The sequence below is a fragment of the Pseudomonas sp. KnCO4 genome (assembly GCF_045344305.1).
In the GTDB taxonomy this organism is placed as follows: Bacteria; Pseudomonadota; Gammaproteobacteria; order Pseudomonadales; family Pseudomonadaceae; genus Aquipseudomonas; species Aquipseudomonas anuradhapurensis.
The window spans coordinates 4281625-4300175 of record NZ_CP174199.1 but is presented as its reverse complement, the minus strand read 5'-3'; the positions used below and the strand labels follow the sequence as shown (position 1 = coordinate 4300175).

19 protein-coding genes are annotated in these 18551 nt (G+C 62.6%); 9 read left to right on the top strand and 10 right to left on the bottom strand.

The window, feature by feature from the left end; translation table 11 throughout:
* Positions 1 to 2 precede the first annotated feature (2 nt).
* Positions 3 to 650 carry a pyridoxamine 5'-phosphate oxidase gene (gene pdxH, locus ACJA3S_RS19940; RefSeq protein WP_406819729.1) on the top strand — a complete coding sequence of 216 codons (648 nt, stop codon included), beginning with the start codon at positions 3 to 5 and terminating at the stop codon, positions 648 to 650.
* 183 nt (positions 651 to 833) lie between these two features.
* Here the strand turns inward: pdxH and ACJA3S_RS19935 are convergent, their stop codons facing one another.
* Complete coding sequence (locus ACJA3S_RS19935) at positions 834 to 1067, bottom strand: hypothetical protein (protein WP_170031831.1); 234 nt, start codon at positions 1065 to 1067, stop codon at positions 834 to 836.
* Between the two features lie 146 nt (positions 1068 to 1213).
* On the opposite strand from ACJA3S_RS19935, the gene ACJA3S_RS19930 reads away from it, so the two are divergent.
* Positions 1214 to 1678: a glycine zipper 2TM domain-containing protein gene (locus ACJA3S_RS19930; protein WP_009684613.1), complete on the top strand. Its 465-nt coding sequence runs from the start codon at positions 1214 to 1216 to the stop codon at positions 1676 to 1678.
* Between the two features lie 69 nt (positions 1679 to 1747).
* On the opposite strand, the gene nhaA is transcribed toward ACJA3S_RS19930, so the two are convergent.
* On the bottom strand, positions 1748 to 2941 hold the full coding sequence (nhaA, locus tag ACJA3S_RS19925; protein ID WP_406819728.1) for a Na+/H+ antiporter NhaA: 1194 nt from the start codon (positions 2939 to 2941) through the stop codon (positions 1748 to 1750).
* A gap of 234 nt (positions 2942 to 3175) precedes the next feature.
* Positions 3176 to 4783: an NAD(P)/FAD-dependent oxidoreductase gene (locus ACJA3S_RS19920; protein WP_406819727.1), complete on the bottom strand. Its 1608-nt coding sequence runs from the start codon at positions 4781 to 4783 to the stop codon at positions 3176 to 3178.
* Positions 4784 to 5490: 707 nt separating this feature from the next.
* Here ACJA3S_RS19920 and ACJA3S_RS19915 point away from each other — a divergent pair.
* Positions 5491 to 6051: a hypothetical protein gene (locus ACJA3S_RS19915; RefSeq protein ID WP_406819726.1), complete on the top strand. Its 561-nt coding sequence runs from the start codon at positions 5491 to 5493 to the stop codon at positions 6049 to 6051.
* A 61-nt stretch (positions 6052 to 6112) separates the two neighbouring features.
* Here the strand turns inward: ACJA3S_RS19915 and ACJA3S_RS19910 are convergent, their stop codons facing one another.
* The 6 genes from ACJA3S_RS19910 to ACJA3S_RS19885 all read right to left on the bottom strand — a co-directional run bounded on the left by ACJA3S_RS19910 (position 6113) and on the right by ACJA3S_RS19885 (position 11972).
* Positions 6113 to 6787: a COG3650 family protein gene (locus ACJA3S_RS19910; RefSeq protein ID WP_406819725.1), complete on the bottom strand. Its 675-nt coding sequence runs from the start codon at positions 6785 to 6787 to the stop codon at positions 6113 to 6115.
* A 241-nt stretch (positions 6788 to 7028) separates the two neighbouring features.
* Entirely contained in the window at positions 7029 to 7730 is a 702-nt protein-coding gene (locus tag ACJA3S_RS19905; protein ID WP_013973921.1) for an ABC transporter ATP-binding protein, read from the bottom strand.
* Positions 7731 to 8498 carry a high-affinity branched-chain amino acid ABC transporter ATP-binding protein LivG gene (gene livG / locus ACJA3S_RS19900; RefSeq protein WP_170031819.1) on the bottom strand — a complete coding sequence of 256 codons (768 nt, stop codon included), beginning with the start codon at positions 8496 to 8498 and terminating at the stop codon, positions 7731 to 7733.
* Positions 8495 to 9751, bottom strand: coding sequence for a high-affinity branched-chain amino acid ABC transporter permease LivM (locus ACJA3S_RS19895; RefSeq protein ID WP_406819724.1), 1257 nt, complete (start codon positions 9749 to 9751; stop codon positions 8495 to 8497). The genes livG and ACJA3S_RS19895 overlap by 4 nt, the downstream gene beginning before the upstream one ends.
* Positions 9748 to 10671: a high-affinity branched-chain amino acid ABC transporter permease LivH gene (gene livH, locus ACJA3S_RS19890; protein ID WP_023379080.1), complete on the bottom strand. Its 924-nt coding sequence runs from the start codon at positions 10669 to 10671 to the stop codon at positions 9748 to 9750. Before livH ends, ACJA3S_RS19895 begins: the two co-directional genes overlap by 4 nt.
* A 185-nt stretch (positions 10672 to 10856) precedes the next feature.
* On the bottom strand, positions 10857 to 11972 hold the full coding sequence (locus tag ACJA3S_RS19885) for a branched-chain amino acid ABC transporter substrate-binding protein (protein WP_186690476.1): 1116 nt from the start codon (positions 11970 to 11972) through the stop codon (positions 10857 to 10859).
* A gap of 359 nt (positions 11973 to 12331) precedes the next feature.
* Between ACJA3S_RS19885 and ACJA3S_RS19880 the strand changes: the two genes are divergently transcribed.
* Both ACJA3S_RS19880 and ACJA3S_RS19875 read left to right on the top strand, forming a co-directional pair.
* Positions 12332 to 12643, top strand: coding sequence for a DUF2288 domain-containing protein (locus ACJA3S_RS19880; protein WP_406819723.1), 312 nt, complete (start codon positions 12332 to 12334; stop codon positions 12641 to 12643).
* A gap of 179 nt (positions 12644 to 12822) precedes the next feature.
* Positions 12823 to 13710, top strand: a complete 888-nt coding sequence (locus tag ACJA3S_RS19875; protein ID WP_406819722.1) for an NAD(P)-dependent oxidoreductase — start codon at positions 12823 to 12825, stop codon at positions 13708 to 13710.
* Between the two features lie 70 nt (positions 13711 to 13780).
* On the opposite strand, the gene rapA is transcribed toward ACJA3S_RS19875, so the two are convergent.
* Positions 13781 to 16627, bottom strand: a complete 2847-nt coding sequence (rapA, locus tag ACJA3S_RS19870; protein WP_406819721.1) for an RNA polymerase-associated protein RapA — start codon at positions 16625 to 16627, stop codon at positions 13781 to 13783.
* A gap of 176 nt (positions 16628 to 16803) precedes the next feature.
* Between rapA and ACJA3S_RS19865 the strand changes: the two genes are divergently transcribed.
* From ACJA3S_RS19865 to ccoM, 4 genes are all read left to right on the top strand, one after another.
* Entirely contained in the window at positions 16804 to 17499 is a 696-nt protein-coding gene (locus ACJA3S_RS19865) for a M949_RS01915 family surface polysaccharide biosynthesis protein (protein WP_406819720.1), read from the top strand.
* Positions 17500 to 17561: 62 nt separating this feature from the next.
* Positions 17562 to 17885 carry an aspartate-semialdehyde dehydrogenase gene (locus tag ACJA3S_RS19860; RefSeq protein WP_406819719.1) on the top strand — a complete coding sequence of 108 codons (324 nt, stop codon included), beginning with the start codon at positions 17562 to 17564 and terminating at the stop codon, positions 17883 to 17885.
* 67 nt (positions 17886 to 17952) lie between these two features.
* Complete coding sequence (locus ACJA3S_RS19855; protein ID WP_170031798.1) at positions 17953 to 18114, top strand: hypothetical protein; 162 nt, start codon at positions 17953 to 17955, stop codon at positions 18112 to 18114.
* A 135-nt stretch (positions 18115 to 18249) separates the two neighbouring features.
* On the top strand, positions 18250 to 18366 hold the full coding sequence (gene ccoM, locus ACJA3S_RS19850; RefSeq protein ID WP_027918924.1) for a cytochrome c oxidase subunit CcoM: 117 nt from the start codon (positions 18250 to 18252) through the stop codon (positions 18364 to 18366).
* Positions 18367 to 18551 lie beyond the last annotated feature (185 nt).

Sequence of the window (18551 nt, the reverse complement as noted above, 5' to 3'; positions counted from 1 at the left end):
CAATGACCCAATCCCTGGCTGATATGCGCCGCGACTACACCCGAGATGGCCTGGCCGAGACCCAGGCCCCGGGGGAGCCGTTCGCCCTGTTCCACCAGTGGTTCGCCGATGCGGTGAAAACCGAGCAGGTACCGGTGGAAGCCAATGCCATGACCCTGGCCACCGTCGATGCCGACGGACGCCCCCATTGCCGCGTTTTGCTGCTCAAGGGGCTCGATGAGCGTGGTTTCACCTTCTTCACCAACTACGACAGCGCCAAGGGCCAGCAACTGCTGGCCAACCCCTACGCCGCCATGACCTTCTTCTGGCCGGCGCTGGAGCGTCAGGTGCGCATCGAAGGGTGGGTGGAAAAGGTCACGGCCGAGGAATCGGATGCCTACTACCAGGTGCGTCCATTGGGCAGCCGCCTGGGGGCCTGGGCCTCGCCGCAGAGCCGGGTGATTGCCGGCCGTGAGGAGCTGGAAAGCCTGGTCAAGGCCACCGAGGCACGCTTCTCCGATACCCAGCCGCATTGCCCGGAGCACTGGGGCGGGTACCGGTTGCTGCCGGAGCGGGTCGAATTCTGGCAGGGCCGGGCCAGCCGCTTGCATGACCGGCTGAACTACCGCCTGGTCGATGGGCAATGGCTGCGGGAGCGCCTGGCGCCCTGACATGCCGGGGCCGCTTTGCGGCCCTTGCACGCCACAGGCCGGGGTCGCCCCCCTGCAACGGACGCATTTGAGCTGCGCCCTAGATGATGGACAGTCGTCCAATATCTGCGGCGCAGCTCAGTTCCCTGTAGGAGCGGCCTTGTGTTGCGATGGGCTGCGCAGCAGCCCCGACAATCGCCCAGACTACCCCGGATACCCCGCCGCCTCGCGCTCCAGCCACCCCGCCAACTGTTTGCGCCGCACCTTCTCCAGCCGCGCCTGTTCCAGCTTTTGCAACATGTACGCCCGCTTGCCAGGGTCCGCCCCGGCCAGCGACAGCGCCAGGTCACGGTCCATCCAGCGGCGCATGCGCACATACAACCACCCGTGGAAATACAGCCCCGCAACGGTGGCAACCACGACGATGAAGTAATCCATGGCTATCCTTGGTCTCACTTGAAATGGCCTGATACAGCCAGGCAGGCTGTACCTCGGCTGAATGAAAACAACTTTATTGCGTTTGTACCGTGACAGTCGTCAACGTGCAGCGTCTAATGAGCACCTGACTTATGGAGACTTTACCCATGCGTAAATCCGCTTTGCTGGTGGCGACCTTCACCACCATGTCGTTGTTGCTGGGTGGCTGTGCCTCGAGCCTGACCGGTGACAGCTACTCCCGTGATGAGGCCCGCCGCGTGCAGACCGTGCGCATGGGCACCATCGAATCCCTGCGCCCGGTCAAGATCGAGGGTACCAAGACCCCGATCGGCGGCGGCGCCGGTGCCATCGTCGGTGGCGTGGCCGGCAGTGCCGTGGGTGGCGGCCGGGGCAGCATCGTGGCTGCCGTGATTGGCGCCGTTGCCGGCGGTCTGGCCGGCTCCGCGGCCGAAGAAGGCCTGACCCGCACCCAGGGCGTGGAAATCACCGTGCGCGAGGACGATGGCAGCATGCGCGCCTATGTGCAGGCGGTGCAGGAGAACGAGATCTTCCGCGTTGGCGACCGCGTACGCATCATGACCGTCGACGGTACCAGCCGCGTCTCGCACTGATCGTAGCGCAACAAGAAAAACCCCGACATGGCTGCACGCCAGTCGGGGTTTTTTCATGCTGTGGTCAGCTCAACCGGCGCTGGGCTTGCGGCTGGCCATGGCGGTTACGGCGTAGCCGAGCACGGCGGCAAGGAACGAGCCGGTGAGAATACCCATGCGGTCCATTCCGGCGAACTCGCTGCTGCCTGGCACAAAGGCAAGTGAGCCAACGAACAGGCTCATGGTGAAGCCGATGCCACAGAGGATCGCCACGCCCAGCAATTGGCCCCAGCTGGCCCCCGCAGGCAAAGCGGCCAGGCGCAGTTTGACCGCGACCCAGGTCAAGCCAAAGACACCCACGGTCTTGCCCAGCAGCAGCCCGACGGCAATGCCCAGTGGCACTGGGTGGGTAAAACTGTCCACGCTCATGCCGGCCAGCGATACACCGGCATTGGCGAAGGCGAACAACGGCAGGATGGCGTAGGCGACCCACGGGTGCAGGGCGTGTTCCAAGGCGTGCGATGGCGAGCGTTCGCCATGGCCAGTGCGCAGCGGGATGCACAGCGCCAGGGCAACGCCAGCCAACGTGGCGTGCACGCCGCTCTTGAGCACGCAGACCCACAGCACCAGGCCCACGATCATGTAAGGCCCCAGCTTGACCACGCCAAGCCGGTTCATCGCCACCAGGACCACCAGGCAGGCGGCGGCCAGCAGCAGCGACACGCTCGACAGGGCGCCCGAATAGAACAGGGCAATGACGATGATCGCACCCAGGTCGTCGATGATCGCCAGGGTCATCAGGAACAGTTTCAGCGACACCGGCACGCGCTTGCCCAGCAGGGCCAGCACACCGAGGGCAAAGGCGATATCGGTGGCGGTGGGGATGGCCCAGCCAGCGACGGCGGCGGGGTTGTCGCGGTTGATGAACCAGTAGATCAATGCCGGTACCACCATGCCGCCCACGGCAGCGGTGGCAGGCAAGATCACCTGCGACGGTCTGGACAGGTGGCCGTCGACCACCTCGCGCTTGACCTCCAGGCCGATCAGCAGGAAGAACAGTGCCATCAGGCCGTCGTTGATCCATAACAGCAGTGGCTTGGCAATGTGCAGCGCGCCGACCTGTACGGCGACGGGCACGTCGAGCAGGCCGCCATACAGGTATGACAGCGGCGAATTGTTGATGACCAGCGCCAGTATGGCCGCTGCGATCAGCAACAGGCCGCTGGCGGCTTCCAGCTGCAGGAAACGGGTTAACAGGCTACGCACGGGCTTCAGGCTCTCCATGGGCAGTTTACGGGTGGAAATGGCGTACACCCTAGCCTGTGAAGATATGCTTTAAAACAAAAACTATATTCTTTTTTGTTATATGTTGTTGCTGGGCTGGGCTGGAGGAAGCCTAGATGCAGAATGGGAAATAGGGGGGTAAGGGACGTCTGATGTTTTCTCGGATTTTTCTTGCGCCTATAGGGCGGCTTTCGCGGTTCTGCCCGCGAAAGCGCCCTCACAGGCCATGAACCGTCAGAGGCCGAGCATATCCCGCGCCACCGCCTCGGCAATGCGGATACCGTCGACACCTGCCGACAGAATCCCGCCCGCGTACCCAGCCCCTTCACCCGCCGGGAACAGCCCCTTGAGGTTCAGGCTCTGGAAGTCCTCACCGCGGGTGATGCGCAATGGCGACGAGGTACGTGTCTCGATCCCGGTCAACACTGCATCGTGCAGGTTGTAGCCCTTGATCTGCCGGTCGAACGCCGGCAATGCCTCGCGGATCGCCTCGATGGCGAAGTTTGGCAGGCTTGGCGCCAGGTCACCCAGGGTCACGCCTGGCTTGTAGGACGGCTCGACACTGCCCAGCGCAGTCGATGGCCGGCCAGCGACGAAGTCACCCACCAGCTGTGCCGGGGCCTGGTAGTTGCTGCCGCCCATCACATAGGCATGGGCTTCCAGGCGTTCCTGCAGTTCGATGCCGGCCAGCGGGCCGCCGGGGTAGTCGCGTTCGGGGTCGATGCCGACGACGATACCGGAGTTGGCATTGCGCTCGTTGCGCGAGTACTGGCTCATGCCGTTGGTGACCACCCGGCCTGGTTCGCTGGTGGCGGCGACCACGGTGCCGCCTGGGCACATGCAGAAGCTATACACCGAACGGCCATTGCTGGCGTGGTACACCAGCTTGTAATCGGCAGCACCGAGTTTCGGGTGGCCGGCGTATTTGCCCAGGCGCGCCTTGTCGATCAGGGTTTGCGGGTGCTCGATACGGAAGCCCACCGAGAACGGCTTGGCTTCCATGTATACGCCTTTGGCGTGCAGCATGCGGAAGGTGTCGCGGGCACTGTGGCCGAGGGCCAACACCACGTGGCGCGAGTGCAGTTGCTCACCGCTCTCCAGCACCACGCCGGTCAGTTGGCCGTCGTCGATCAGCAGGTCGGTGACCTTCTGCTGGAAGCGTACTTCAGCGCCCAGGGCGATCATGTCCTGGCGCATCTGCTCGACCATGCCGGTCAGGCGGAAGGTACCGATGTGCGGCTTGTTGATGTACAGGATTTCGTCCGGCGCACCGGCCTTGACGAACTCTTCCAGCACTTTGCGGCCGTGGTGTTGCGGGTCCTTGATCTGGCTGTACAGCTTGCCATCGGAGAAGGTCCCGGCGCCGCCTTCGCCGAACTGCACGTTGGACTCGGGGTTGAGCACGCTCTTGCGCCACAGGCCCCAGGTGTCCTTGGTGCGCTGGCGCACTTCCTTGCCACGTTCGAGGATGATCGGCTTGAAACCCATCTGCGCCAGCAGCAGGCCGGCGAAGATGCCGCACGGGCCGAAGCCGACCACGATCGGGCGTTCCTGCAGGTCGGCCGGGGCTTGGCCGACGAACTTGTAGGTCACGTCGGGCGCCGGGCCAATGTTGCGATCGTCGGCGAACTTGCTGAGCAGCTCGGCTTCGTTGCTGGCTTCCAGGTCGATGGTGTAGATGAACAGCAGCTCGCTGTTCTTCTTGCGCGCATCGTAGCTGCGCTTGAACAGGTTGAAGCTGAGCAGTTGCTCGTCGCGAATGCCCAGGCGCTGGACGATGGCTTCACGCAGGGCTTCGTCGGGATGGTCCAGGGGCAGCTTCAGTTCGGTGATTCGTAGCATGGCAGGGTCCAGTATCCCGGCCATGGGCGGCCGGCGGCGTTACACAAACCGTCGAGTATAAGCTGTTTGGCGCCCGGACAGGCAGAAGAAAACACACCTGCTGTCGTGCGCCGGAGTTACCGGCTGACACGATAGCCAGTTACCCAATTGAAAAATAAATGAGCGGAGCCCGCCCAGACGCCAAACCCAAGGGGGGTAAAACCTGTCAAGTCCAACGCCTGAATTTATAAGTTTGGCGACTGTACCGCTACTGATAGAACTGTCAGTTGTTACGCTGCGCTTTGGCCTGTAGTTTAGGCGCCGTTGTATGCCTGTGCGCGTTCTGGTGTCCGAAATTCTAGTGTTGTTTCATTATTGAGGCGATAACCATGAGGTTATATCTACTGCTTGTAATGGCTCTGTTTCTATCGGCTTGCCAGACCAGACAAGCACCCGAGTCGACCCATTCACCAACTGCCACGCAATCTATAATCACGGTTAAAGGGGAACAAACCGCCGCCGCGTTGACAGCACGGTATAACGATACTAGAGCGGATTGCGGTTCGCCATCAACGCCGGCTTTCTTGTGCACTGGCGTCATTCTGCGTATTACCAGGTATAGTCCAAACTACGACTCGTGGGATCCAAGCGACACTTCAGTCAGACTCGGAGGTCAATCATTCAGTTTTATCCGTAAGGACAGCAAAACATCCAGGTTGGCGTGGTCTTTGAATAATGGCTACATATTGTACCCAATCTTCGGCGCGCCGCCGGACAAAATAGACCCTGATGTACTGTGTATTTTTCCAATTGACGGTTATAGCGACTTTCGTTCGGGGCAGCGGTGTGGTCCCTATTCGGACAATAATCCAACCAGTAAATCTTGTGATCTCCAAAATATAACAACTGCCCAGCGGTGGATAGATTTATACACGGCGCAAGGCCAGCAGAATCAAAAACTATGTTCGTTCAATGTCCGTGATGAGAGGAATCACCTGGCCGGTCCGGCCTTTTATGCGGGGGTATTGGCGAAGTCCCAGGGTTCACCCACAGACAAGCGATTCACCCAGCACAATGAGCTGGTGCTCAAAACATGGGCAGCTGGCCAGGGGGCGGTCTTGCCTATTCAGGCATTCTTTTACCTGAATGCCACCGGACTTGTTGACGCAAAGAAGGATAAGGCCAACTTCCTGGCGAAAACGAAAATAAGCCTGCCACTGATCAAGATCACGATGCCGAACTCGCAATCCGAGGAGGTGAGATTCGAATACGTAGCTGGCGACAATTAGCAGTTTGGACGCACGGGGCACGAGCCGGGTCGTTTGACCCGGCCGTTGTTTGTCTGACGTTTCAGTTGTCGCGTGCACCGCCATAGTAACCGCAGCCCTGCAGGGTCTTGCCGTCGATGCGCAGTTCGGTGCGCAGGTGGTAGATGGCGCCGGTGGCGCTGTCCACGCAGCGTTGCGGCGCAGCCCAGAGTTCCACGTGCTGGCCGTTGGCTTCGCTGGTCAGGGTCAGGCCACTGCCGGGCACCTGTTCTTCCAGGAACGGCAGGGGCAGGGGGTCCTGACCGATGCGGTTGAGCACCATGCCCTTGCCGCTGGCCTTGACGTCCCAGCCCGGCTCATGGCCGTTGGCGCGCAGGGTCAGCTGTTTGAAGTTGGGGTCTTCACAGGCGCGGATGGACGGTTCCAGGCGATACAGCTGGCGTACTTCCAGCTGGCCGTCGGTGCTGGCCTGCTTGCTGCCGGTGAGGCGACCGCGGACATCGGCGAACAGCTTGTCGTTGGCGTCCTTGGCCAGGTTGGCGGCTTCCTGCAGGATGCCGGTGGCGGCGACGTCGTTGATCACGAAGGTGCGGCTTTCGCTGCACGGCTTGAACAGCAGCTGGCCACCAGCGGCGCGCAGTTCGCCCTGCATGCGCGTGGTGCCGATGTTCGGGTCGCTGGGGGCGTCGGCCAGGAGCTGGCAACCACCAAACAGGGGCAGCAGGGCACTGAGCAGCAGGGTAGGGGTGAGGCGCATGAGGCGGGCTCCGGGGGATCTTTGCCGTGAAAGCTGGCCACGTTACGCAGGCTGGGCGGGGATCTCAAGTTTTTGCTAAGCCTGTACCGGCCTCTTCGCGGGCTTGCCCGCTCCCACAGTTGAGGCACGGGCTTTGAATACTGTGCGGTGCCTGTGGGAGCGGGCAAGCCCGCGAAGAGGCCAGTCCAGGCGATACAAAATCAGGCAGGCAGAAAAAAGGGCCCGAAGGCCCTTTTTCCGATCAACCCCCCAGGTACGCGTCGCGCACTTTCGGGTCGGTCAGCAGCGCTTCGCCAGTCCCCTGCATCACCACCCGGCCGTTTTCCAGTACGTACGCCCGGTCGGCGATCTTCAGCGCCTGGTTGGCGTTCTGCTCCACCAGGAACACGGTCACGCCGTCACGGCGCAGCTGTTCGATGATGTCGAAGATCTGCTGGATGATGATCGGTGCCAGGCCCAGCGAGGGTTCGTCGAGCAGCAGAAGCTTGGGCTTGCTCATCAGCGCCCGGCCAATGGCGAGCATCTGCTGCTCGCCACCGGACATGGTGCCGCCACGCTGGATATAACGTTCCTTCAGGCGCGGGAACAGCTGCAGCACCTTGTCCAGCTGTTCCTGGTAATCGCCCTTGTCGGTGAAGAAGCCGCCCATCGCCAGGTTTTCCTCGACGGTCAGGCGGGAGAACACGCGGCGGCCTTCCGGCACTACCGCGATGCTCTTGCGCATGATGTGCGAGGATGGCTGGCCGACCAGTTCTTCGCCCAGGTACTTGATGCTGCCGCTGTGCGCCTGCGGCGAGCCGCACAGGGTCATCAGCAGGGTCGACTTGCCGGCACCGTTGGCACCGATCAGGGTGACGATCTCGCCCTGGTTGATTTCCACGTTGACGCTGTGCAGCGCCTGGATCTTGCCGTAGAAGGTGGAAACGTTCTCGAACTTCAGCATTTACGCTTCCCCCAGGTAGGCTTTGATCACATCAGGGTTGTCGCGGATCTCCTCCGGCGTGCCGTGGGCCAGGGGCGTGCCCTGGTTGATCACCACGATATGGTCGGAAATGCTCATCACCAGCTTCATGTCGTGCTCGATCAGCAGCACGGTGACGTTGTGCGACTCACGCAGGTAGGCGATCAGCGCCTTGAGGTCTTCGGTTTCCTTCGGGTTCAGGCCCGCTGCCGGTTCGTCGAGCATGATGATGCGCGGCTGGGTCATCATGCAGCGGGCGATTTCCAGGCGACGTTGCTGGCCGTAGGCGAGGGTGCCGGCGGTGCGGTTGGCGAACTCGGTCAGGGCGACCTTTTCCAGCCAGTACTGCGCGCGTTCCATGGCCTCCTTCTCGCTGCGGCGGAAGCTCGGGGTCTTGAACAGGCCGGCGAAGAAGTTGGTGTTCAGGTGACGGTGCTGGGCAATCAGCAGGTTTTCCAGTGCGGTCATTTCCTTGAACAGGCGCACGTTCTGGAAAGTCCGCACCACGCCCTTGCGGGCGATCTGGTGGCCGGCCAGGCCCTGGATCGGCTGGCCATCGAGCAGGATGGTGCCGCCGCTGGGCTTGTAGAAGCCGGTCAGGCAGTTGAACACCGTGGTCTTGCCGGCGCCGTTCGGGCCGATCAGTGCCACCACCTGTTTTTCCTTGACGGTCAGGCCCACGCCATTGACCGCCAACAAGCCGCCGAAGCGCATGCTCAGGCCGCTGACTTGCAGAATTTCACGGCTCATCGATGCAGCTCCATATGTGGTCGTTGCATAGGCAGCAAGCCTTGCGGACGCCAGATCATCATCAACACCATCAGCGCACCGAACATCAGCATCCGGTATTCGCTGAACTCACGCATCAGCTCGGGCAGCAGGATCATCACGATGGCCGCGAGAATCACGCCCAGCTGTGAGCCCATGCCGCCGAGCACGACGATGGCGAGGATGATCGCCGACTCGATGAAGGTGAACGACTCCGGCGTCACCAGGCCTTGGCGCGCGGCGAAGAAGCTGCCGGCGAAACCGGCGAAGCAGGCACCCAGGGTGAAGGCCGAAAGCTTGATCACGGTCGGGTTCAGGCCCAGGGCACGGCAGGCGATCTCGTCTTCGCGCAGGGCTTCCCAGGCGCGGCCGATCGGCATGCGCAGCAGGCGGTTGATCACGAACAGCGCCAGCAGGGCCAGCAGCAGGGCCACCAGGTAGAGGAAGATGACCTTGTTGATCGAGTTGTATTCCAGGCCGAAGAACTCATGGAAGGTCTGCATGCCCTCGGCGGCACGGCGTTCGAAGGTCAGGCCGAAGAACTCCGGCTTGGGGATGTTGCTGATGCCGTTGGGGCCGCCGGTCCAGTCGGTGAGGTTACGCAGGAACAGGCGGATGATCTCGCCGAAGCCGAGGGTCACGATCGCCAGGTAGTCACCGCGCAGGCGCAGCACCGGGAAGCCGAGCAGGAAGCCGAAGGTGGCGGCCATCAGGCCGGCGATCGGCAGGCATACCCAGAAGCTCCAGCCCAGGTAGTGCGAGAGCATCGCGTAGCTGTAGGCACCGACGGCGTAGAAACCGACGTAGCCAAGGTCGAGCAGGCCGGCCAGGCCGACCACGATGTTCAGGCCCAGGCCCAGCAGCACGTAGATCAGGATCAGCGTGGCGATGTCGACCGCACCGCGCGAGCCGAAGAATGGCCAGACCAGGGCCGCGACGATCAGGCCCATGATCACGTAGCGCTGGGTTTTCGGCAGGGTCAGGTAGTTGCTGACGGCTGGCGGGATCAGCTTGCGCTCCGAGCGGCGGCCCATCACCGCGCTCCACTGCTTGTCGAACAGCACGCGCAGGAACATCAGCAGCGAACACACGGCGATGATACTGATGGTGAACGACCCTTGGCTGTGCACCGCCAGGCTGATGCCGTCGATGCTCAGTTTCAGGCCCAGCACCGGGAAGGCCACGGCCCATACCAGCAAGGCGCTGAAGAACGCCTGTTTGAGATTTCTGTTCATACTTTTTCAACCTCCGGGCGGCCCAGGATGCCGGTCGGCCGGAATAGCAGGACAAGAACCAACAAGCCGAATGCCACCACGTCCTTGTACTGGTCGCCGAAGATGTCGGCACCGAACGCCTCGGCCACGCCCAGCACCAGCCCGCCGAGCATGGCGCCCGGGATGCTGCCGATGCCACCCAGCACCGCCGCGGTGAAGGCCTTCAGGCCCACCAGGAAACCGGCGTTGGGGTTGATCACCCCGTACTGCATGCTCAGCAGCACGGCCGCCACCGCCGCCAGGGCGGCACCGATGACGAAGGTAAGGGCGATGATGTTGTTGGTGTTGATGCCCAGCAGGTTGGCCATCTTGATGTCCTCGGCACAGGCGCGGCAGGCACGGCCCAGGCGGGAACGGGAGATGAACAGGGTGAGGCAGGTCATGGCCACCAGGGTGACCACGAACACCAGGATCTGCATGTAGGAAACCAGAACTTCTTCCGCACCGCCCGGCCCGAACGAGAAGCTTCCGGGAATCAGGTTGGGGATGGACTTGTCCTTGGAGTCTTGCGACAGCAAGACGGTGTTCTGCAGGAAGATCGACATGCCGATGGCGGAAATCAGCGGGATCAGGCGGTTGCTGTTGCGCAGGGGGCGGTAGGCAACCCGTTCGATGCTGTAGCCATAGGCACTGGTAACGAAGATCGTCGCGACGAAGGCAACGGTCATCAGGATCGGCAGCGAATGGATACCCATCATGGCCAGGCCCGCCAGGGCGATGAAGGCCACATAGGAACCGATCATGTACACCTCGCCGTGGGCGAAGTTGATCATGCCAATGATGCCGTACACCATCGTGTAGCCGATGGCGATCAAGGCATAGGTGCTGCCAATGGTCAATCCATTAACCAGTTGTTGGAAGAAATGGTAGATCTCAGGCATTACAGCGCTCCTAAAAACCTGATTTGCATTTCGCTGGCGGGGGTACGGCCAGGAAACCGCGGGTGACGGTTTTAAGATTTTCAGGTGAACCTGCCCCCGGATCGCGGGGATCAGGCCCATGAACCTCGTAAAACAAAGCCCACTGCTCGCACAGTGGGCTCCTAGGTCAGCTATTAGTCACGCAGTTACTGAGGGGAGACTTCGGTCTTCGGCTTGCCGAAGTGCCATTCGTAGACCACGAACTTGAAGTCTTTCAGGTCGCCTTTCTCGTCGTAGGACAAGGTGCCGGTCGGGGTCTTGAAGGAGCCGGCGTGGATGGCTTCGGCCACCTTGTCGGTGTCTTCGGACTTGGCTGCCTTGATACCTTGGGCGATCAGCTCGACAGCCGAGTAGGCCGGGAACACGAACGGGCCGCTTGGGTCCTTGCCGTCAGCCTTGATGGCATCGACGATGGCCTTGTTCTCAGGGTCGGCGTCGAACGACTTCGGCAGGGTCACCAGCAGGCCTTCGGAGGCGTTCTGGGCGATCTGCGAGATGGAGTCGTTACCCACGCCTTCCGGGCCCATGAACTTGGCTTTCAGGCCTTTTTCCTGAGCCTGGCGCAGGATCAGGCCCAGCTCCGGGTGGTAGCCGCCGTAGTAGACGAAATCGACGTTGTTCTGCTTGAGCTTCTGGATGATCGAGGAGAAGTCCTTGTCACCGGCGTTCAGGCCTTCGAACACGGCAACCTTGGTGCCTTTCTTCTCGAGGGTCTGCTTGACCGCGGTGGCGATGCCTTCACCGTACTGCTGCTTGTCGTGCAGTACTGCAACCACCTTCGGCTTGACGTGGTCGGCGATGTAGTTGCCGGCGGCCGGGCCTTGGGCGCTGTCCAGGCCGATGGTACGGAAGATCAGCTTGTAGCCACGGGCGGTGATTTCCGGCGAGGTGGCGGCTGGGGTGATCATGATCACGCCTTCGTCTTCGTAGATGTCGGACGCAGGCTGGGTGGAGCTGGAGCACAGGTGGCCGATGACGAACTTGACGCCGTCGTTGACCACTTTGTTGGCGACTGCCACGGCCTGTTTAGGGTCGCAGGCGTCGTCGTATTCCTTGGCTTCGAGCATCTTGCCATCGACGCCGCCCTTGGCGTTGATATCCTTGATGGCTTGCTTGGCGCCGATGAACTGCATGTCGCCGTACTGGGTCACAGGGCCGGTCTTGGGGCCTGCGATCCCGATCTTGATGGTATCGGCGGCAAACGAATGGCTGGCTACCCCGGCCAGAACCATTGCGGCGAACAGCTTGGAAATCTTGATCATAGTGCTCCACTCATTCTGTTGTAATTCTTATAGTCCTGGCGGCCAGGGCTACAGACCGGGCGGGATTCGCGGCGTGGCCATGCCAACGCGCAAGCCCACCTTCCCCCGGAACATGTCCCGGAACTGTACCGGTACAGTGTAGAGCGCTGTCCAAGCGCTTGAAAAGCGTTCGAAAAGTGCCTGTTTCCTGGGTTGTCGCTTGGTCGACACAAAGATACAAAAAAGCGCCATCAAACTGCCTGCATCTGCGATCCCGCCCCACAAGTTCGGGATCAATCGACCAAATTACATATTTGAAACCGGGTTTTTCTGCAAAAATGCCGGCCTTTTTAATTGACCGATTTTTGCGGATACCACCCATGACTGATCACACAAGCACCCTCTATGCCAAATTGCTTGGCGAGACGGCAATCATCGAGTGGAAAGCGTTGGAGCGTTTCTGGGCCAAGGGTGACCTGATTTGGGTCGACCCGAGCCTGGACCTGATCACCGTTGCCGAGGCAATGGCCGAGAATCGCAGCGAGATCTTCGCCAAGTGGCGCAGTGATGGCACTGTCTGCCCGGTAACCGCCGAGCAGGCCCAAGAGCTGCAAAGCCGCGATCCAGAGATCTGGGCCGTGGTGGTTTCACCGTTCATCGTGATTCAGGTGAAGCGCCCAGCCGAGGCGTGATCGTTTTTGGTGCGCGAAAATGCGCAACAGCCCCGTTCTGGTGCTTGGTGGCGCTCAGGGCGAGTAGAGGGAAGTAACAATTCGGCGTGGCGGTAACAGTTTACGGGATGCGTAATACCCCATCGTTGCTGCAGGTTCCTGGGCAGCCTGGGTAATGTTCGATCAGTCAGGAGTCATTGATGAGTACTGCACTACCTTCGCTTGGATTCGCCGGCATCGGCCTGATGGGCCTGCCCATGTGCCGACGCCTGCTGGCCGCCGGCTACCCGCTGACCGTGTGGAACCGCAGCCCGGACAAGTGTGCCGCGCTCCTCGCCGCCGGCGCGCGCCTGGCCAGCAGCCCTGCCGAACTGTGCCGCGACAGCGACATGCTGCTGCTGTGCCTGGCCGACACCGCCGTGGTGCGCGAAGTGGTGTTCGGTGAGCAAGGCATTGCCCAGGGTGGGCGCCGTGGCCAGTTGCTGGTCGATTTCTCCAGCCTGGAACCTACCGCGACGCGAGAAATGGCTGCGGAGCTGGCGGCCCTGTGCGGCATGGCCTGGCTGGATGCCCCGGTGTCAGGCGGCACACCGGGTGCCGAAGCCGGCACCCTGGCGATCATGGTCGGTGGCGCGACGGCGGACCTGGAGCGCGCGCGCCCGGTGTTGCAGGTACTTGGCCAGCGCGTGACGCACATGGGCGCGGTGGGGGCAGGGCAGGTAACCAAGGCCTGCAACCAGATGATCGTGGCCTGCAATGCCTTGGTAATCGCCGAAGTGGTGGCGCTGGCGGAACAGTCGGGGGTGGATGCGACACTGATCGCCGAAGCACTGGCGGGCGGTTTTGCCGATTCCAGGCCGCTGCAGATCCTCGCGCCGCAAATGGCCGAAAGCCGCTTCGAGCCGATCAAATGGCATGTGCGTACGCTGCTCAAGGACCTTGATGGCGCGGTGAAGCTATCCCTCGAGCAAGGCGCGGCGACGCCACTCAGTGGCCTCGCCGCACAACTGATGCGCTTGCATGCCAGCCAGGGCTACCTGGAAAAAGACCCGGCGACCCTGGTCGAACTGTACCGCAGCAAGGGTTGATCACACCGCTGTGGTGTTGCAGCCGCTGCGGCAATTGCAACACCACAGCGGCGCCGGGTGGCCTGGCCGGCTAGCCTGCCACCAGCACGCGGATGGCTTCCAGGCGCAGGGCTGCTTTTTCCAGCATCGCCAGGCCCTCTTCACGCTGCTTGCGCAGCGCCTCGATCTCGCTGTCGCGCACGCTCGGGTTGACCGCTTGCAGTGCAACCAGGCGGGCCAGCTCTTCGTCGGCTTCCGCCGCCAGGCGGCGCTGGGCTTCGGCCACGCGCTCGACGTGGGCCGGCAGGACTTTGGCCTCGCCACTGCTGATGCGCTTGGCCAGCACGTCGCGCTGGGCCTGGACGAACTTGTTGGCGCTGGCGCGCGGTACGCTCTCGAGCTGGTCGTTGAGGGTTTCGAAGGCCACCCGTGATGCCAGGTCGTTGCCGTTGGCATCGAGCAGGCAGCGCAGCGCCGCCGGTGGCAGGTAACGGCCCAGTTGCAGGCTGCGCGGCGCCACCACTTCACTGACGAACAACAACTCAAGCAGCACGGTGCCGGGCTTGAGCGCCTTGTTCTTGATCAGCGCCACGGCGGTGTTGCCCATCGAACCGGACAGCACCAGGTCCATGCCGCCTTGCACCATCGGGTGTTCCCAGGTGAGGAACTGCATGTCCTCGCGCGACAGGGCCTGGCCGCGGTCGTAGGTGATGGTCACGCCTTCGTCGTCACCCAGCGGGAAGCTGGCGTCGAGCATCTTCTCGCTCGGCTTGAGGATCAGGGCGTTTTCCGAATGGTCTTCGCTGTCGATGCCGAATGCGTCGAACAGGGTTTCCATGTAGATCGGCAGGGCGAACTGGTCGTCCTGTTCGAGAATCGCCTCGACCAGCGCCTGGCCTTCACCGCCGCCGCCGGAGTTCAGTTCCAGCAGGCGGTCACGGCCGGTATGCAGCTCGGCTTCCAGGCGTTCGCGCTCGCTGCGGGCGTCGGCCACCAGTGCCTCCCAGGCCTTGCTTTCGCCGCCTTCGAGCAGCGGCAGCAGGCGCGGGCCGAACTGGTGCTGCAGGGCGTTGCCGGTCGGGCAGGTGTTGAGGAAAGCGTTGAGGCCTTCGTGGTACCACTGGAACAGGCGTTCTTGCGGGCTGTCCTGCAGGTACGGGATGTGCAACTGAATGGTGTGCTTCTGGCCGATCCGGTCGAGGCGGCCGATGCGCTGTTCAAGCAGGTCCGGGTGCGCCGGCAGGTCGAACATCACCAGGTGGTGGGCGAACTGGAAGTTGCGGCCTTCGCTACCGATCTCGGAGCAGATCAGCACCTGCGCGCCGAATTCTTCATCGGCGAAGTAGGCGGCGGCACGGTCGCGTTCGAGGATGCTCATGCCCTCATGGAATACCGAGGCCGGGATGCCGGAGCGCACGCGCAGGGCGTCCTCCAGGTCCATCGCGGTTTCGGCATGGGCGCAGATCACCAGCACCTTGGTGCGCTTGAGCATCTTCAGGGTGTCGATCAGCCAGTCGACGCGCGGGTCGAAACGCCACCAGCGCTCCTCGTCGGCCACTTCGCCCTGGGCCTGGAAGGCGACTTCCGGGTACAGCTCGGCATGCTCGCCGGCTGGCAGCTCGCGGTATTGCTCGGGCATGGCCAGCGGGTAAGGGTGCAGCTGGCGCTCCGGGAAGCCCTGAATGGCCGCACGGGTGTTGCGGAACAGCACACGGCCGGTGCCGTGGCGGTCGAGCAGCTCGCGGATCAGCCGTGCGCTGGCCTGGGTATCGCCGTCGCTGACGGCGGCCAGCAGGGCTTCGCCTTCGGCACCGAGGAAGCCCTGGATGGTGGCGTGGGCCTTGGGAGACAGGCGGCCTTCGTCGAGCAGCTCCTGCACGGCTTCGGCCACCGGGCGATAGTGTTCGCTCTCGGCGCGGAAGGCCGCCAGGTCATGGAACCGGTTGGGGTCGAGCAGGCGCAGGCGGGCGAAGTGGCTGTCCTGGCCGAGCTGTTCGGGGGTGGCGGTGAGCAGCAGTACGCCCGGGATCACCTGGGCCAGTTGTTCGACCAGGCCATACTCGGCACTGACCTGGTCTTCGTGCCAGACCAGGTGGTGGGCTTCGTCGACTACCATCAGGTCCCAGCCGGCGGCGAACAGCGCGTCCTGGGCCTTTTCGTCGTCGACCAGCCACTCCAGGGCCACCAGCGCCAGCTGGGCATCCTCGAACGGGTTGCTGGCATCGCTTTCGATGAAGCGTTCTGCGTCGAACAGTGCCACCTGCAGGTTGAAGCGCCGGCGCATTTCCACCAGCCACTGGTGCTGGAGGTTTTCCGGAACCAGGATCAGCACGCGGCTGGCGCGGCCCGACAACAGCTGGCGGTGGATCACCAGGCCGGCCTCGATGGTCTTGCCCAGGCCCACTTCGTCGGCCAGCAGGACACGCGGCGCGCTGCGGTCCGCCACTTCGCGGGCAATGTGCAACTGGTGGGCGATGGGTTGGGCGCGGCAGCCGCCCAGGCCCCACAACGCCGATTGCATCTGTTTGCTGGTGTGCTGCAGGGTGTTGTAGCGCAGGCTGAACCATGACAGCGGGTCGATCTGCCCGGCGAACAGGCGGTCGCTGGCCAGGCGGAACTGGATGAAGTTCGACAGCTGGGTTTCTGGCAGGGTGCGTGGCTGGTTCTGCCCGTCCAGGCCGTGGTAGACCATCAGCCCGTCGATGTCCTCGACCTCGCGCACGGTCAGCTTCCAGCCTTCGAAGTGGGTGATCTGGTCGCCCGGCGAGAAGCGCACGCGGGTCAGCGGCGCATTGCGCAGGGAATACTGGCGGGTGTCGCCAGTGGCCGGGTAGAGCACGGTCAACAGGCGGCCATCCTGCGCCAGGATGGTACCCAGGCCGAGCTCGGCTTCGCTGTCGCTGATCCAGCGTTGCCCCGGTTGATACTGCTGCGCCATACTGCCTGAACTCCCGCGATGAAAAAGCCGATTATGTTAACGGATCGGTCGGTCGGACCAAAGTGCCGTGCGCACCGAAAGCTGTGCAAAATGCAGCAACAGGCCGACTCACGCCATGCCACAGTCTAGCCGTTTCATCGCTCATACCGTGCTGTTGAAGAGGGCCCCGGATCACCATGTCTGCCAAGCACCGCTGGATCAGCACCTCGATCGCCGTGGGCAGCCTGTTGCTGCTGGCCGCCTGCGAACAGAAGGACTTCGCAACCTTGCCCGCCATCCCGATGGAGCAGCTTGAAGTACTGGGCGTGCAGACGCCGATCAAGAGCGTGCATTTTCGTGACCGCGACGGTGAAGGCCTGCTGGTGCTGAGCCGCAGCGATGGCCAGGCCAGCGACCCGGAAAGTGAACAGGAAGTGGACAAGGTGGTGCTCAAGGCCACGCTGTACGGGCGCAGCGCCGAAAGCGACGCGTTCAAGGCGCGCTGGCAGATCGAGCAGGAAACCACTTGCCCGGGGCTGGACCTGGATGTGGATTTCTACAACGACGTCAGTGACGTCAGTGACCTGAACAAGGACGGTGTCGCCGAGGTGACGGTTGCCAGCCACGCCTTCTGTGGCGGCGGCATCGACCCGCAGGACATTGCCATCGAGATGCGCGAAGGGCAGGCCAGCTACACCATCACCGGCCAGTCCCTGATCACCCCGGCGGGTGAAGAGCCGATCGGCGGTGAGCGCGAGGACAGTGCCTCGCTCAAATCTGCACCGCAGGTGCTGCGCGAGCATATGGACGCGGTCTGGCAGCAGGTTTACAAGCGCCCCTGGAGCGAGGCCAGCCCGCCAGCCGACGACGATACTGACGACGAAGCCGAATAAGGCTTGACCATGCCTTCAGGTAAATCTGCACCTGCCGATACAGAGGGCATAGGAGAACCTTCATGTTGCCACCGCTCATTCCGCTCAGTGCCGCACCGGTGACTTCACAACAGGATCCGGTCAAGCCGACCCCCGACATCAAGCCGGTGGTACCGACGCAGCCGGCATCGAGTGAAACGGCCATCGACCTCAAGCGCCAGCGTGACCCGCAGGAGCAGGCGCTGCTGCTGCGCGACGAGCAACGCCGCCAGCAACGCCGGCGCAAGGACGACGAGCGCTACAGCGCGATGCCGGGTGATGAGGTCAACGCCGACAACACCGTCCCGGTGGCGCCGCTGATGGGCGAGCCCGCACGCCAAGGGTTGCTGGTGGACATCGAAGTCTGAGGTGGGGCTGGTCAGCGCCAGCGCCTGGCTTCATCATGCAAGTCTCAGTTGATCGTCGAGCCCACCCATGAGCCAAGACAACCTCATCGATTTCGATGCCGAACGCGCCAAGCGCGCCCACGACCTCAAGGAAAAGCGCCTGAACGAAATGCGCAACGCATTCGAGCAGGCGCTGCCGCTGAATACCGGCAAGAAAAAGAAGCCCAAGGGCAAGCCGAAGAAGCGCTGAAACTTGACGCAGGTCAACCCTGCACCCGCCTCGCGTGCCCGGCCCCGGGCACCATTGACCCCGATCAATTTTCCCGCCCCTGACATTGGTTAACGTGCACCCATCGGACAACGGCAAACGAATGGGGAGGCCAGCATGTTCTTCGACAATGTGGTTATCGCCGGGGTGGTAACGGTCGGGTTGATGTTTGCATTCTTTGCCGGTCTGGGCATTTTCATCTGGAAGGACTCGCACAAGCGCAAGCCGCGCTGACCTTCCGGGTACACGAGCACGCAAGGCATTTGGGGCGACTTCGGTCGCCCATTTTTTTGCCTGCGATTTTGTGCCGCGCCGGGTGCGGTTCGAGTGGCGGCGGGGCTGCCCGCGAAAACACCCGAGCAGGAATGCTCGCCGCTATCAAGATGATTAGCTAGCTAATTAATAGGTTTCGCTTTATT